Annotated in this window: 12 protein-coding genes; 9 read left to right on the top strand and 3 right to left on the bottom strand. The window is 71.3% G+C overall.

Annotated elements, in window-relative coordinates; translation table 11 throughout:
* Window positions 1-136: 136 nt before the first annotated feature.
* Window positions 137-1,912, bottom strand: coding sequence for an aspartate--tRNA ligase (gene aspS / locus GB932_RS10810; RefSeq protein ID WP_156760687.1), 1,776 nt, complete (start codon window positions 1,910-1,912; stop codon window positions 137-139).
* A gap of 163 nt (window positions 1,913-2,075) precedes the next feature.
* Between aspS and GB932_RS10805 the strand changes: the two genes are divergently transcribed.
* On the top strand, window positions 2,076-3,005 hold the full coding sequence (locus tag GB932_RS10805; RefSeq protein ID WP_156760686.1) for a DUF368 domain-containing protein: 930 nt from the start codon (window positions 2,076-2,078) through the stop codon (window positions 3,003-3,005).
* 12 nt (window positions 3,006-3,017) lie between these two features.
* Here the strand turns inward: GB932_RS10805 and GB932_RS10800 are convergent, their stop codons facing one another.
* Window positions 3,018-3,650 carry a histidine phosphatase family protein gene (locus GB932_RS10800; RefSeq protein WP_156760685.1) on the bottom strand — a complete coding sequence of 211 codons (633 nt, stop codon included), beginning with the start codon at window positions 3,648-3,650 and terminating at the stop codon, window positions 3,018-3,020.
* Window positions 3,651-3,777: 127 nt separating this feature from the next.
* On the opposite strand from GB932_RS10800, the gene GB932_RS10795 reads away from it, so the two are divergent.
* From GB932_RS10795 to GB932_RS10760, 8 genes are all read left to right on the top strand, one after another.
* Window positions 3,778-4,161 (top strand): DUF3054 domain-containing protein, encoded by a 384-nt coding sequence (locus GB932_RS10795; RefSeq protein WP_231916123.1) that lies wholly within the window; start codon window positions 3,778-3,780, stop codon window positions 4,159-4,161.
* Window positions 4,162-4,208: 47 nt separating this feature from the next.
* Window positions 4,209-4,817 carry a TlpA family protein disulfide reductase gene (locus GB932_RS10790; protein ID WP_231916122.1) on the top strand — a complete coding sequence of 203 codons (609 nt, stop codon included), beginning with the start codon at window positions 4,209-4,211 and terminating at the stop codon, window positions 4,815-4,817.
* Entirely contained in the window at window positions 4,814-5,563 is a 750-nt protein-coding gene (locus GB932_RS10785) for a cytochrome c biogenesis CcdA family protein (protein WP_156760683.1), read from the top strand. The genes GB932_RS10790 and GB932_RS10785 overlap by 4 nt, the downstream gene beginning before the upstream one ends.
* Entirely contained in the window at window positions 5,544-7,217 is a 1,674-nt protein-coding gene (resB, locus tag GB932_RS10780; protein ID WP_156760682.1) for a cytochrome c biogenesis protein ResB, read from the top strand. Before GB932_RS10785 ends, resB begins: the two co-directional genes overlap by 20 nt.
* A 46-nt stretch (window positions 7,218-7,263) precedes the next feature.
* Window positions 7,264-8,253, top strand: a complete 990-nt coding sequence (gene ccsB, locus GB932_RS10775; protein ID WP_156760681.1) for a c-type cytochrome biogenesis protein CcsB — start codon at window positions 7,264-7,266, stop codon at window positions 8,251-8,253.
* 132 nt (window positions 8,254-8,385) lie between these two features.
* Window positions 8,386-9,189 carry a DeoR/GlpR family DNA-binding transcription regulator gene (locus GB932_RS10770; protein WP_156760680.1) on the top strand — a complete coding sequence of 268 codons (804 nt, stop codon included), beginning with the start codon at window positions 8,386-8,388 and terminating at the stop codon, window positions 9,187-9,189.
* Complete coding sequence (locus tag GB932_RS10765; protein WP_156760679.1) at window positions 9,186-10,136, top strand: 1-phosphofructokinase; 951 nt, start codon at window positions 9,186-9,188, stop codon at window positions 10,134-10,136. Before GB932_RS10770 ends, GB932_RS10765 begins: the two co-directional genes overlap by 4 nt.
* Window positions 10,137-10,165: 29 nt before the next feature.
* On the top strand, window positions 10,166-12,148 hold the full coding sequence (locus GB932_RS10760; protein WP_156760678.1) for a PTS fructose transporter subunit IIABC: 1,983 nt from the start codon (window positions 10,166-10,168) through the stop codon (window positions 12,146-12,148).
* Window positions 12,149-12,259: 111 nt separating this feature from the next.
* On the opposite strand, the gene GB932_RS10755 is transcribed toward GB932_RS10760, so the two are convergent.
* Window positions 12,260-13,465 (bottom strand): Ig-like domain-containing protein, encoded by a 1,206-nt coding sequence (locus GB932_RS10755; protein WP_156760677.1) that lies wholly within the window; start codon window positions 13,463-13,465, stop codon window positions 12,260-12,262.
* Between the last annotated feature and the right edge of the window lie 105 nt (window positions 13,466-13,570).

Genomic DNA, 13,570 nt, shown 5'->3' with positions numbered 1-13,570 from the left:
ACCGTACTGAAACGTTGCCGTCGACGACAAGAGGGGATGCCGGTCGGGTGCGCCCCGCCACAGTCACACAGGGCGGGCACTGGACACTCACCCCACGCGAAGCGCCCCGCGGGATCCGCGGGGCGCTCAGGGAGGACTACTCGTCGTCGGGCTCGTAGTCGACGCCGGCCTCGGCGCGCTGCTCCGGCGTGATCGGGGCGGGGGCCGCCGTCAGCGGGTCGAAGCCATTGCCCGTCTTGGGGAACGCGATGACCTCGCGGATCGAGTCGGTCTTCGTGAGCAGCTGGAGCACGCGGTCCCAGCCGAGCGCGATGCCGCCGTGCGGCGGCGCACCGAACTTGAACGCCTCGAGCAGGAAGCCGAACTTCTCCTGTGCCTCCGCCTCGTCGAGGCCCATGACGGCGAAGACGCGCTTCTGGATGTCCTCGCGGTGGATGCGGATCGAGCCGCCGCCGAGCTCGACGCCGTTGCAGACGATGTCGTACGCGTATGCGAGGGCGGATCCGGGATCCGTGTCGAACGTGTCGGCGAACTCGGGCTTGGGGCCCGTGAAGGCGTGGTGCACGGCCGTCCAGGCGCCGCCGCCGACCGCGACATCACCGGAGGCGACGGCCGCGGCGGCCGGCTCGAACATCGGCGCGTCGACGACCCAGCAGAACGCGAACTCGTTCTCATCGATCTGGCCCGTGCGGTTCGCGATCTCGACGCGCGCGGCGCCGAGCAGCGCGCGCGCCTCGGACGTCGTGCCTGCGGCGAAGAACACGGCGTCGCCCGGCTGCGCGCCGGTGACGCCTGCGAGGCCCTCGCGCTCGGCGTCGGAGAGGTTCTTCGCGACGGGGCCGGCGAGCGTGCCGTCCTCCGCGAAGGTGACGTATGCGAGGCCCTTGGCTCCCCGCGACTTGGCCCAGTCCTGCCACGCGTCGAACTGGCGGCGCGGGAGGGAGGCACCGCCCGTCATGACGACGGACCCGACGTACTCCTGCTGGAACACCCGGAACGGCGTCTCGGCGAAGTACTCGGCGAGCTCGACGATCTCGTTGCCGAAGCGCAGATCCGGCTTGTCGGATCCGTACCGGCGCATCGCGTCGGCGTACGTGATGCGCTGGATCGGCGTCGGGACCTCGACGTCGATGAGCTTCCACAGTTCGGCCACGAGCTGCTCGCCGAGGGCGATGACGTCCTCCTGGTCGACGAAGCTCATCTCGATGTCGAGCTGCGTGAACTCGGGCTGGCGGTCGGCGCGGAAGTCCTCGTCGCGGTAGCTGCGGGCGAGCTGGTAGTAGCGCTCGATGCCGCCGACCATGAGCAGCTGCTTGAACAGCTGAGGCGACTGCGGGAGCGCATACCAGGATCCGGGGCTGAGGCGCGCGGGGACGACGAAGTCGCGGGCGCCCTCGGGCGTCGAACGGGTGAGCGTCGGGGTCTCGACCTCGACGAACTCGTGTGCGTCGAGCACGCGGCGCGCGGCCTGGTTCGCCTTCGAGCGCAGGCGCATCGCCCGCGCGGGCGCCGGGCGGCGCAGGTCGAGGTAGCGGTGCTTGAGGCGCGCCTCCTCGCCGACCGTCTCCTGGCCGTCGAGCGCCGTCGACACCTGGAACGGCAGCGGGGCCGACTCGTTCAGGACCTCGACCTCGGTCGCGATGACCTCGATCTCGCCCGTCGGAAGGTTGTCGTTCGCGTTGCCCTCGGGGCGCTGCGACACCTCGCCGGTCACCTGGAGGACGAACTCGCTGCGCAGCGGGTGCGCGATCTCCTCGTCGCGGATGACCACCTGCGAGATGCCCGAGGCATCGCGCAGATCGATGAAGGCGACTCCTCCGTGATCGCGGCGACGATCGACCCACCCCGTGAGGGTGACGGTCTGACCGATGTGCTCGGCTCGCAGGGAGCCGGCAGTGTGTGTGCGCAGCACGGAGGATCCTCCTGATTGTGTTGATCTGACGGGGACAATCCTATTCGCCGCCGCCTGGACGCTCAGACGTGCCTGTTCCCGCGGCTTGTCCCCAGGGCGGGAGTGAGGTGCGGCCGGTAATGTCGTGGCGGCGCGAGTGCGCCCCACGACGGAAGCGAGACCCATGAGCGAGAACGCCCCCGCCGCGCGACCCGCGCACAGCCCCGTCAACGCGCTGCGCGGATTCCTCATCGGCATGGCCGAGCTGGTGCCCGGCGTCTCCGGCGGAACCGTCGCGCTCGTCACGGGTGTCTACGAGCGGGCGCTGATCGCCGCAGGCGCCCTCGGCGGGGCGTTCAAGACGCTCGTGGTCGGCCCGGACCGCCTGGCGGGCTTCCGGCGCCGCATCGGCGAGGTCGACTGGTGGCTCGTCGTCCCGATGCTCATCGGCATGGCGGCGGCGGTGCTGTTCGCGGCGGGGACCGTCGAGCACCTCGTCTCCGCGCACCCCGAGAACGCGCGCGGACTGTTCTTCGGCCTCGTCTCGGCGAGCCTCATCGTGCCGTTCCAGCTGCTTCCGAAGCGCACGAACCTCGCGGTCGACGTCGTCTCGTTCGTCGTCCCGGCCGCCATCGCCTTCTTCCTCGTCGGCTTCGCCGGTGGATCCGCGATCGACGATCCGAACCTGATCTTCGTCTTCTTCGCCGCGGCCGTCGCCGTCTGCGCGCTGGTCGTCCCGGGTGTCTCCGGATCCTTCTTCCTCCTCGCCATCGGCCTCTACTCGCCGACCCTGCAGGCCGTCGACGATCGCGATCTCGGCTACATCGGGGTCTTCGCGGCCGGGGCGATCCTCGGGCTGCTGACGGTCGTGCGCGTGATCCGCGTCCTGCTCGAAAGGCACCGCCGCATGACGCTCCTCGTCATGGCGGGCCTCATGCTCGGATCGCTGCGCGCCCTCTGGCCGTGGCAGGGCGGCGACGGCAGCGACGAGGGCCACGGCGTGCTCGTCGCGCCGACGGATCCGCTCGGTCCGATTCTCTTCGCGATCGGCGGCGCGATCGTCGTGGTCGTGCTGATCATCGTCGAGCGGGCGGCCATGCGCCGCCGCGGCTGACGGGACGCCGGGTCAGACCGCGCCGAGGTCGATTCCGGCCTGGGCGGGCTCGGCATAGGCGATCTCGGCGAAGCCCGTCGGGCCGGTGCCGGGTCGATCGAAGCTCGTGACGCTCGAGAGGGCGCAGCGGCGCTTCGTGGGGGAGTGGGCGAGCTTCTCGCCCGCCACCGCCAGGTGGGCGAGCCAGATCGGCGCCTGGTGCGACACGATCACGACGTCGCCGCCGTCGGCCGCGTCCCACGCGTCGGTCATCGCCGCGACGACGCGCGCCGCCGTGTCGGCGAACGGCTCACCCCAGCTCGGACGGGACGGGTTCACGAGCAGGCGCCAGTTGAGGGGATTCATCACGGCGCGCTTCATCCGCTTCCCCGCGAACGCGTTCCACGGCTCGATCACGCGCTCATCGGCCTGCGGCTCGAGTCCGAAGGCCTCCGAGAACGGCTCGGCGGATTCGCGCGTGCGCTGCAGCGGCGAGCAGACGAGGCGGGTGACGGGCCGACCGAGGCCCGCGACGTGCGCGGCGGCGGCGCGGGTCATCTCGCGACCCGTCTCGCTGAGCCCGAACCCGGGGATCCGCTCATACAGCACGTGGCCGGGGTTGTGGACCTCCCCGTGGCGGACGAGGTGCAGGCGTTCGGCGGGCATGCTGCCACCCTATCCACCTGCACGACGACGCCAATTCTCGGTCCGTCGGGGTGACACGCCGCCATCGCAGACGTCTCCGCACAATATTGGCGTCGTCGTGCAGGGGTGGGGTGCGTACGCTCGAGCTGTGACCTCCCGCCGCCCGTTCCCCTGGATCCTCGCCGCCGTCATCGACGCCCTGCTCATCGTCGTGTTCGCGGCGATCGGCATGGCGAACCACGAGGGCGGGTTCACCCCCGCCGGCCTCGCGGGTGTCGCGTGGCCGTTCCTCCTCGGCGCCGCAATCGGGTGGGCCGCGTGCCGTGCGTGGCGGACGCCGGCGGCCCCGCTGCGCACGGGGATCCCCGTCTGGATCCTCGCGGTCGCGCTCGGCATGGTCCTCCGCGTCGCGACGGGAGGCGGCTTCGCCTGGTCGTTCCTCATCGTCACGGCCCTCGCGCTCGGGGCATTCCTCGTCGGCTGGCGCGCGATCGCGGCGCTCGCCGCCCGGATCCGGCGCCGGGGCGCGTAAGCAGGCGCACTCAGCCTCCTCTTACTACAGCGCGTAGAATTGCTCAGGTGCCCTCGACTGCCCTGATCCGACGCGTCGGATCCGCCCTCGCGATCGTCGCGCTCGCGGCGTCCGTCGCCGCGTGCTCGAGCGACCCCGTGTCGGAGCAGTACCTCGCGGGCGACAACAAGGGCTACATCGCGGGCGACTTCCGCGTCGACGAGATCCCCGCCGACGACCGCGGCGACCCCGTCGAATGGGCGGGCGAGACCGAGCACGGCGAGCCGCTCTCGAGCGATGACACCGCCGGCAAGGTCACGGTCGTCAACTTCTGGTACGCCTCGTGCGGGCCGTGCATCGTCGAGGCGCCCGACCTCGAACAGGTGTGGCAGGAGCACCAGGGCGACGACGTCGCGTTCGTCGGCGTCAACATCTACGACCAGGCCGATACGGCGCGCTCCTTCGCGACCGAGAACGAGGTCACGTACCCGAGCATCGTCGACGTCGACACCGGATCCGTGAAGCTCGCCTTCGCCGCGGCGACGCCGATCCAGGCGACGCCGACGACGCTCGTCCTCGACCGCGAAGGCCGCGTCGCGGCGCGCATCATCGGCCAGCTCGAGGGCGCGTCGATCCTCTCGACGCTCGTCAGCGAGACCCTCGACGAGACCGCGTGAGCATCGAACAGCTCGTCGGCGGCGGCGCCCTCTGGGTCGCGCTCCCCATCGCTCTCGCGGCGGGGCTGCTGTCGTTCCTCTCGCCCTGCGTGCTGCCGCTCGTTCCCGGCTACCTCGGCTTCATCTCGGGCGCCGTCGCGCCGCGGGCGGAGGGTCCCGGATCCGCGCCCCGCGGGCGCCTCGTCGGCGGCGTGCTGCTGTTCATCGCCGGCTTCACGGTCGTGTTCATGGCGCTCAACGTCTTCAGCGGCGGGCTCGGCCTGTTCCTCCTGCGCTACCAGGACGCCATCACGCGGGTGCTCGGCGTCGTCATCATCGTGATGGGCCTCGTGTTCCTCGGCATGCTCCGGCCGCTTCAGCGCACCATGAAGCCGACCATGAACGGCGACCTCGGCCTCATCGGGGCGCCGCTGCTGGGCCTCGCCCTCGGAATCGGCTGGGCGCCGTGCATCGGGCCGACGCTCGCCGTCATCATGAGCCTGTCGTGGAACACGGGGGATCCGTGGCGCGCGGGCCTGCTCGGGCTCACCTACTCGCTCGGGCTCGGGATCCCGTTCGTCATCGCGGCGCTCGGCTTCGGCTGGGCGACGCGGTCGCTGACGTTCCTGCGCCGGCACGTGCGCACGGTCAACATCGTCGGAGGATCCCTGCTGATCCTTCTCGGGCTGCTGATGGTGTCGGGCGTGTGGACCATGATCATGTCGCGCCTGCAGGGGGTGATCGGCGGTGTCGAGCTCCCGATCTGATCTCACGAACAACACGGCCGCGGATCCGCGTCGCCCCGACGATCACTACGACTCCGCGGGGCCCGGCATCGCCCAGCCGACGCTCGGCGTCGTCGGCTGGCTGCGCTGGGGCTGGCGTCAGCTGACGAGCATGCGCACGGCGCTCGTGCTGCTGCTCCTGCTCGCGATCGCCGCGATCCCAGGATCGATCTTCCCGCAGCGCATGGCGAACCCGAACGGCGTCACGCAGTGGGAGAGCGACAACCCCGACCTGTTCCCGATCGTCGACGCGCTGCAGCTGTTCGATGTGTACTCCTCGGCGTGGTTCTCCGCCATCTACCTCCTGCTGTTCGTGTCGCTCATCGGGTGCATCCTGCCGCGCACGAAGCACCACCTCTCGGCGCTCCGCGCGCGCCCGCCGCGCACGCCCGCGCGCCTGGGTCGACTCGCCGACTTCCGCGCGGAGACGCTCGCGGCGGATCCCGAGCGCGCCGTCGCCGCCGCCGAGGCTCGCCTGAGGAAGCAGGGCTATCGCGTCGAGCGATACGACTCCGGCGGATCCCGGTCGGTCTCGGCCGAGCGCGGCTATCTGCGCGAGACGGGCAACCTCCTCTTCCACACGGCGCTCGTAGGGATCCTCGTCGCCGTCGGCCTCGGCGGGCAGCTCGCCTACACGGGGCAGAGCGTCATCATCGAGGGCACGACCTTCGTGAACTCGCTGCTGAACTACTCGTCGATGAACAAGGGCCGGCTCGTCGCCGACGACGCCCTCGCGCCGTACTCCATGACGCTCGACTCGTTCGACGTGACCTATGTGCCGTACGGCCAGAACGGCGCGGGGCAGGCGGGCGACTTCTCGGCCAATGTCACGGTCCGCGAGGCCGACGGGTCCTCCGAGGAGGGCGCCGTGCGGGTGAACCACCCGCTGCGCGTGCACGGCGACGCCGTCTACCTCCTCGGCAACGGATATGCGCCGACGATCACGGTGCGCGACGCGGACGGCGAGGTCGTCTACCGCGACTCGGTTCCGTTCCTGCCGCAGGACGACAATCTCACTTCGCTCGGCGTCGTCAAGGTGCCCGATGGGCTCGAGCAGCAGCTGGGCCTCGTCGGCTTCTTCTACCCGACGCAGGCCGAGCTCGGCACGGGCGCGATGACCTCGGCGTACGCCGACCTGTACAATCCCGTGCTCACCCTGCGCGCGTATGTGGGCGACCTCGGCATCGACGACGGCACCCCGCGATCCGTGTACACGCTCGATCCGAGCGGCATGGAGGAGATCGCCGGCCCCGATGCGGAGGCCTCGTCGCTCGAACTGTCGCCCGGCCAGACCGTCGACCTGCCGGGCGGGCGCGGATCCGTCACCTTCGAGGACGAGACCCCAGAGGGTGCCGACGTCGACGAGATCGGATACACCGAGTCCGTCAAGCGGTTCGTGTCGCTGCAGGTGCACCACGACGCCTCGACGGGCTGGGTGCTCGCCTTCGCGATCCTGCTCGTCGCGGGGCTCATCACGGCGCTGCTCGTGCCGCGCCGGCGCCTGTGGGTGAAGGTGACGCCGGATGGCGACGGAGCGCGCGTCGAGTACGCGGGCCTCGCGCGCGGCGAGGATCCCGCGATCCGCCGCGCCGTCGACGAGCTCGCCGCGCAGCACGAGAAGGATCTGCGCGGCTGACGCCCGCGCCCCACCCGCCGAGAACATCAGACCGAGAATCGAGCCCATGCCCTCCGCCAACGCCCTGCTGTATGACACGTGGTCCGTCATCGCCCTGTGGACGGCGATCGCCGTCTACGCGCTGGCGTTCATCTGCTACGCCGTCGACCTCGCGAAGCGCTCTGAGGCCTCGGTGCGCCAGAAGGATCGGCAGGCGCAGCTCGTCGGCGCGGGCGGCGCGTCCGTGCCCGATGCGGACGGCTCCGACGAGCCCGTCCCGCACGGGAACAACGTGATGGCGCGGATCGGCACGACCCTCACCGGGATCGCCTTCCTCCTGCACCTCGGAGCGACGGTGCTGCGCGGCATCGGGGCGGGCCGCGTGCCGTGGTCGAACATGTACGAGTTCGCGATGACCGCGACGCTGCTGTTCACAGCCGTGTACCTCGGGGTGCTGTTCTGGAAGGACCTCCGCTACGTGGGCGCGTTCATGACGGGCCTCGTGACGATCCTGCTCGGGGCGGCCTCGATGCCGACGATCTACACCTCGATCACGCCCCTCATGGATCCCCTCAAGTCGACGTGGCTCGTGATCCACGTGTTCGTCGCCTCGCTCGCGACCGCCTTCCTCGCCCTCGCCTTCGCGCTCAGCGTCTTCCAGCTGCTGCAGGCGCGGCGGGAGCGGCGCGCGGCCTCGGACGACGCGCTCGCCGACAAGAGGAGCCTGCTGCGCACGATGCCGTCGGCGGAGGCGCTCGAGGGTCTCGCGTACCGCTTCGCGATCATCGGCTTCATCTTCTGGACGTTCACGCTCATCGCGGGCGCCATCTGGGCGCAGGACGCATGGGGACGGTACTGGGGCTTCGACACCAAGGAGGTCTGGACCTTCATCATCTGGGTCCTCTACGCCGGGTACATCCACGCGCGCGCGACGCGCGGCTGGCGAGGCACCCGCTCGGCGTGGCTGTCGATCGTCGGCTTCGCGGCGGTGCTGTTCAACTTCACGATCGTGAACATGTTCTTCGAGGGTCTGCACGCGTACAGCGGCATCGACTGATCCCCCTCCTCGCCACGCGGCCCCCTCCCGGATCGGGAGGGGGCCGTTGCGCGTTCCGTGCCCGAGTATTTGGGAACGTGTTGTTTTCAGTGGGAACGTGTTGTATTCTCGTCTCACCCAAGGGAGGGCGAGATGTATCAGGCAGAGCGGCAGGAACTCATCGCACGCGCGGTGCGCGACGCGGGGCGAGTGTCCGTCCGCGAGCTCTCGGAGATGTTCGACATCACGACCGAGACGGCGCGACGCGACCTGCAGGCCCTCGAAGAGGGCGGGCTGCTGCGCCGCGTGCACGGCGGCGCGATCGCGACGAACCGCGCGAGCCTCGTCGAGCGCGCCGTCGGCGAACGGCTCACGCAGCGCGGCGACGAGAAGGCGCGCATCGCCGCGAGGGCGCTCGCCGCGATCCCCTCGGGATTCGACGGATCCATCCTGCTCGACGCCGGCACCACGACCGGCGCGCTCCTGGAGCCGCTCGCCCAGCACCTCGCCGGCGGGCGCGCCGAGATCGTCACCAACGCCGTCGCCCACGCCGCGGCGCTCGCGGGGCGCGACGGCATCGGACTGACGGTCCTCGGCGGGCACGTGCGCACCATGACGGGCGCCGCCGTCGGCGCCAGCACGGTGCAGGCGATCGACGCGCTGCGCCCCGACATCGCCTTCATCGGCGCGAACGGCCTGTCCGCGGACTTCGGCTTCAGCACCCCCGACGCCGACGAGGCGGCCGTCAAGCGCGCCATGGTGCACGCGGCGCACCGCGCGATCGCCCTCGTCGACGTCTCGAAGCACGGCGTCGAATCGCTGCAGCGCTTCGCCGCGCTCGGCGACGTCGACGTGCTCGTCTGCGACGAGGATCCGGATCCCGGTCTCGCCGATGCGCTCGCGCGGCACGACGTCGATGTCTGGACGGGATCCGCCGACGAAGGAGGACGCGCATGATCGTCACGCTCACCGCCAACCCGTCGCTCGACCGCACCGTCGAACTCGACGCGCCCCTCGCCCCGGGCGAGGTGCAGTCCGCCGCCTCGATGCGCGAGGACGCGGGCGGAAAGGGCATCAACGTCGCGCGCGTGCTCCACGACGCGGGCGACGCGGTGCGCGGCGTGCTGCCGCTCGCGCCGGCGGATCCCTACGGCGCCGCCCTCGGATCCGAGCTGCCGACGCGCGCCGTGCCCATTGCGGGGCACGCGCGGTGCAACCTCACGATCACCGACCCGGCCGGCGAGACGACGAAGCTCAACCTGCCCGGCCCGACGCTCGACGCCGACACCGCGGGCGCGCTCGTCGACGCGGTCGTCGACGCCTGCGAGGGCGACGGGGCCGATTGGCTCGCGCTCTGCGGATCCCTCCCGCCGGGGGCGGACGACGACCTGTACGTGCGGATCATCCGCGCCGTGCGCGAGCGCCTCGCGGATCCGCCCCGCATCGCCGTCGACACGTCGGGACCCGCGCTCGCGGCGGTCGTCGCGGACGGGAACGCCGACCTCATCAAGCCGAACGAGCTCGAGCTCGCCGAGCTCGCCGATGCACGCCTGCCCGAGGGCATCCCCGTCGAGCGGGCCGTCGCCGACATCTCGCGGGCGCTCGTGCCCGCGAAGGTCGGCGCCGCCCTCATCACGCTCGGCGGCGACGGAGCGGTGCTCGTCGACGCGCACGGCGCCGTGCACGCCACGATTCCCCCGAACGTGCGCGTCCGCTCGACCGTCGGGGCGGGCGACAGCTCACTCGCCGGATATCTGCACGCCGCCCAGGCGGGCGCCTCCGCCCCCGAACGGCTCGCGAGCGCCGTCCGATACGGATCCGGCACCGCCGCCCTCCCGGGCACGCGGCTCGCCACCCCCGACGATCTGCCGACCGGCGAGATCGTCCTGACCGACTTGCTGTGAATCCCCCAGTCCGAGAAAGGACCCCGAAGATGTCCACCATCACCCCGGCGCTCGTCAGCCTCGACGACGAGATCGGCGCCGACAAGGAGCACGTCCTCCGCTCCCTCGCCGCACGCTTCGTCGCGGAGGGTCGCGCGGGAGACGCCGACGCGCTCTTCGCCGCCGCCTGGGCGCGCGAGGAGCAGGACGCGACCGGCCTGCCCGGCGGCATCGCGATCCCGCACGCCAAGGCCGCGACCGTCTCCGAGGCGTCGCTCGCCTTCGCTCGCCTCAGCCCGCCCGTCGACTTCGGATCCTTCGACGGGCCGAGCGACATCGTCTTCATGATCGCCGCTCCTGACACGGCCGCGGAGGAGCACCTCGCGGTGCTCTCGCAGCTCGCCCGGAGCCTCATGGACGACGACTTCACGTCGGCCCTGCGCGAGGCGACCGACGCCGACGAGGTCGTCGCGATCGTGCGCGAGGCGATCGGCGAGGGGGAGGCACCTTCCGAGGCCCCCGCCGCCGCGCCCGCCGCGCCGACGGCCGCCCCCGGCGCCACGAAGATCGTCGCCGTGACGGCCTGCGCGACCGGGATCGCGCACACCTACATGGCGGCCGACGGGCTGACGAAGGCCGCCAAGGAGGCGGGCGTCGAGTTCACCGTCGAGACGCAGGGGTCGAGCGGCTACACGCCGATCGCCCCCGAGGTGATCGCCGACGCGGACGCCGTGATCTTCACCGTCGACGTCGATGTGCGCGAGCCAGGGCGCTTCGCCGGCAAGCCCGTGATCCGCCGCGCCGTGAAGGCCGGCATCGAGCACCCCGACGAGCTCATCGCGCTCGCGACGCGCGCCGCGAGCGATCCGAGCGCCGAGCGCGTGTCGGGCGACGCCGCGACCTCGTCGGCGCCGCAGCAGCCGCAGGGCTGGGGCAAGCGCATCCAGCGGATCCTCATGACGGGCGTCAGCTATATGATCCCGTTCGTCGCGGGCGGCGGTCTGCTGATCGCGCTCGGGTTCCTGCTCGGCGGCTTCGACATCAACGAGTCGGCGAACGACATCGCGGTGAACAACGCGCTGTGGAACCTGCCCGCAGGCGGCCTGCTCGAATACCTCGGCGCCGTCGCCTTCACGATCGGCGGCCTGTCGATGGGCTTCCTCGTCTCGGCGCTCGCGGGCTACATCGCCTACGCGATCGCCGACCGCCCCGGCATCGCCCCCGGATTCGTCGCGGGCGCCGTCGCCGTGCTCATGAACGCCGGCTTCCTCGGCGGCATCGTCGGCGGCCTCCTGGCGGGCCTCGCGGCCTGGTGGCTCGGCACCTTCGACGTGCCGCGCTGGCTGCGCGGCCTCATGCCCGTCGTGATCATCCCGCTGCTCGCGTCGATATTCGCGTCCGGCCTGCTGCTGCTCGTGCTCGGCGCGCCCATCGCGGCGCTCATGGGGGCGCTGACGAACGGCCTGAACGACCTCGCCGCCTCGGGCCTCCTGCCGGTGGTCGGGATCATCCTCGGCCTCATGATGTGCTTCGATCTCGGCGGGCCCATCAACAAGGTCGCCTACGCGTTCGCGGTCGCCTCGCTCGGGAACGCCTCGCCCGACAACCCCGTGCCGTACTACATCATGGCCGCCGTGATGGCCGCCGGCATGGTGCCGCCGCTCGCCATGGCGCTCGCCTCGACGGTCCTCGCACGATCGAAGTTCTCGCCCGCCGAGCGCGAGAACGGCGTCGCGGCGTGGCTTCTCGGCCTGTCGTTCATCTCGGAGGGAGCGATCCCGTTCGCGGCCGCCGACCCGCTGCGCGTGATCCCCGCCTCGATGCTCGGCGGCGCCGTCACCGGCTTCCTCTCGATGCTGTTCCTCGTCGAGTCGCAGGCACCCCACGGCGGGGCCTTCGTGTTCTTCGCGATCAGCCCGCTCTGGGGCTTCCTCCTCGCGCTCGCCGCGGGCACGGTCGTCTCCGGCTTCGCGGTGACGCTGTTCAAGTCGATCGGTGCGAAGAAGACGGAGCCGGAGATCGTCGCGGCCTGAGCCGCTCCCCAAGTCAACAGGTCTTCGCCGAGTCCGGTGCGAATCGCACCGGACTCGGCGAAGACCTGTTGAACTCCGGTGTCAGGCCCCCGCGAGGATCGCCGTAGGCGGTCATGCCCTCCGGGCGACGCGGCGAACCGCGAGTCCGAGCGCGATCAGCGCCGCGCCGCCGAGGGCGACCGGCAGGGGCGAATCGGCGCCGGTGGCGGCCAGCTCGTCACCAGACCCGTTCGGAGCGACGGTGAACGTCGTCGTCGTGACGAGAGGATCCATGTCGAGCACGCGGACCACGTGCGCTGTCGCGGTGTAGTCGCCGGGTGCGAGGGCAGGCGGGATGAGCGGAGGCCCGTCGATGCCTGAGGAGAGGTAGTTGATGAAGACGTCCTCGGACCACACGATGGTGCTGGTGTCCTCCGTCTTCGCGAGTTCCACCTGCACGTGCGCCGGGAAGGGGCTCACCCAGACGTCGAGCTCGACGGGGGTTCCCTCCTCGAAGACCGCCCCGTCCTCGACATCGACGAACTCCGGGGCGCCGGGCGCGTAGGTGAAGGTATGGGCGGTCGGATCCGATTCCACACCGTTGACCGTCTGCGTCGCGGCGACCTCGAATGTGCCGAAGTCGAAGTCGGGGTGCTGCGCGAACACGGTCCAGCTGTCGTCTCCGCCCGCGATGGTTCGACCGCTCAGGTCGCCGGTCAGGTGCACCTCGGCATCGGGTACTCCCGTGCCGCTCACGCCCGCGAGGTACTGGGTGCTGTGGATCGTGTGCCACACGAGATGCGACGTGATCTCGGGCGCGGGTGGCGCGCTGGTGAAGGTCGACGTCGCCGATTCAGATGTCGCGCCGGCGATCGTCTGCGCGGCGTGCACCGTGTAGATGCCGTACGTGAGGTCGACGGCGACCGACCAGATCCCTCCCGCATCGGCGGTCGTCGCGGCGTCGACATCGCCCGTGAGCGTGACCTGCGCACCCGGCTCCGCGAGACCGGAGATCTCGGAGATGGGTCCGACCGCCCTCGCGCCGTCGTGCGGTGTCTTGAACGTCGGCGCCGCTGGCGTCGCTGTGGGGGTGGGCCCGGGCGTCGGTGTCGGCTCTGGCGTCGGGCTCGGCGTCGGTGCCGGGGCGGGGATCAGGGTCGGCGAGGGCGTTGCGGTCGGGGCAGGCGCCTCCGTTGACGCGGCAGTCGGGCCCGGTGCCGATGCCGCGGCAAGCGGCGCACCCACGGCGGGTGCGGCGATGCTCAGCGTTCCGAGTGCGATGAGCAGGGCCGCGCCGAGCGCACCCCGGCGCGCCCGTCGGGCGGGATCGATGATCACAGGATGCTCCCCTCAGCGGCCTCACCCTGGCAGATCCGCCCCGGGCAGTTCATCGGAGGGTACCGGGCTCCCCCGCACCGCGGCAACGCTCTGACCACTCTCACT

Origin of the sequence: Microbacterium karelineae (genome assembly GCF_009745985.1) — a bacterium.
Classification (GTDB): Bacteria; Actinomycetota; Actinomycetes; order Actinomycetales; family Microbacteriaceae; genus Microbacterium; species Microbacterium karelineae.
The sequence above is the reverse complement of the archived record's forward strand: the minus strand, read 5'-3'. Positions and strand labels throughout refer to the sequence as shown.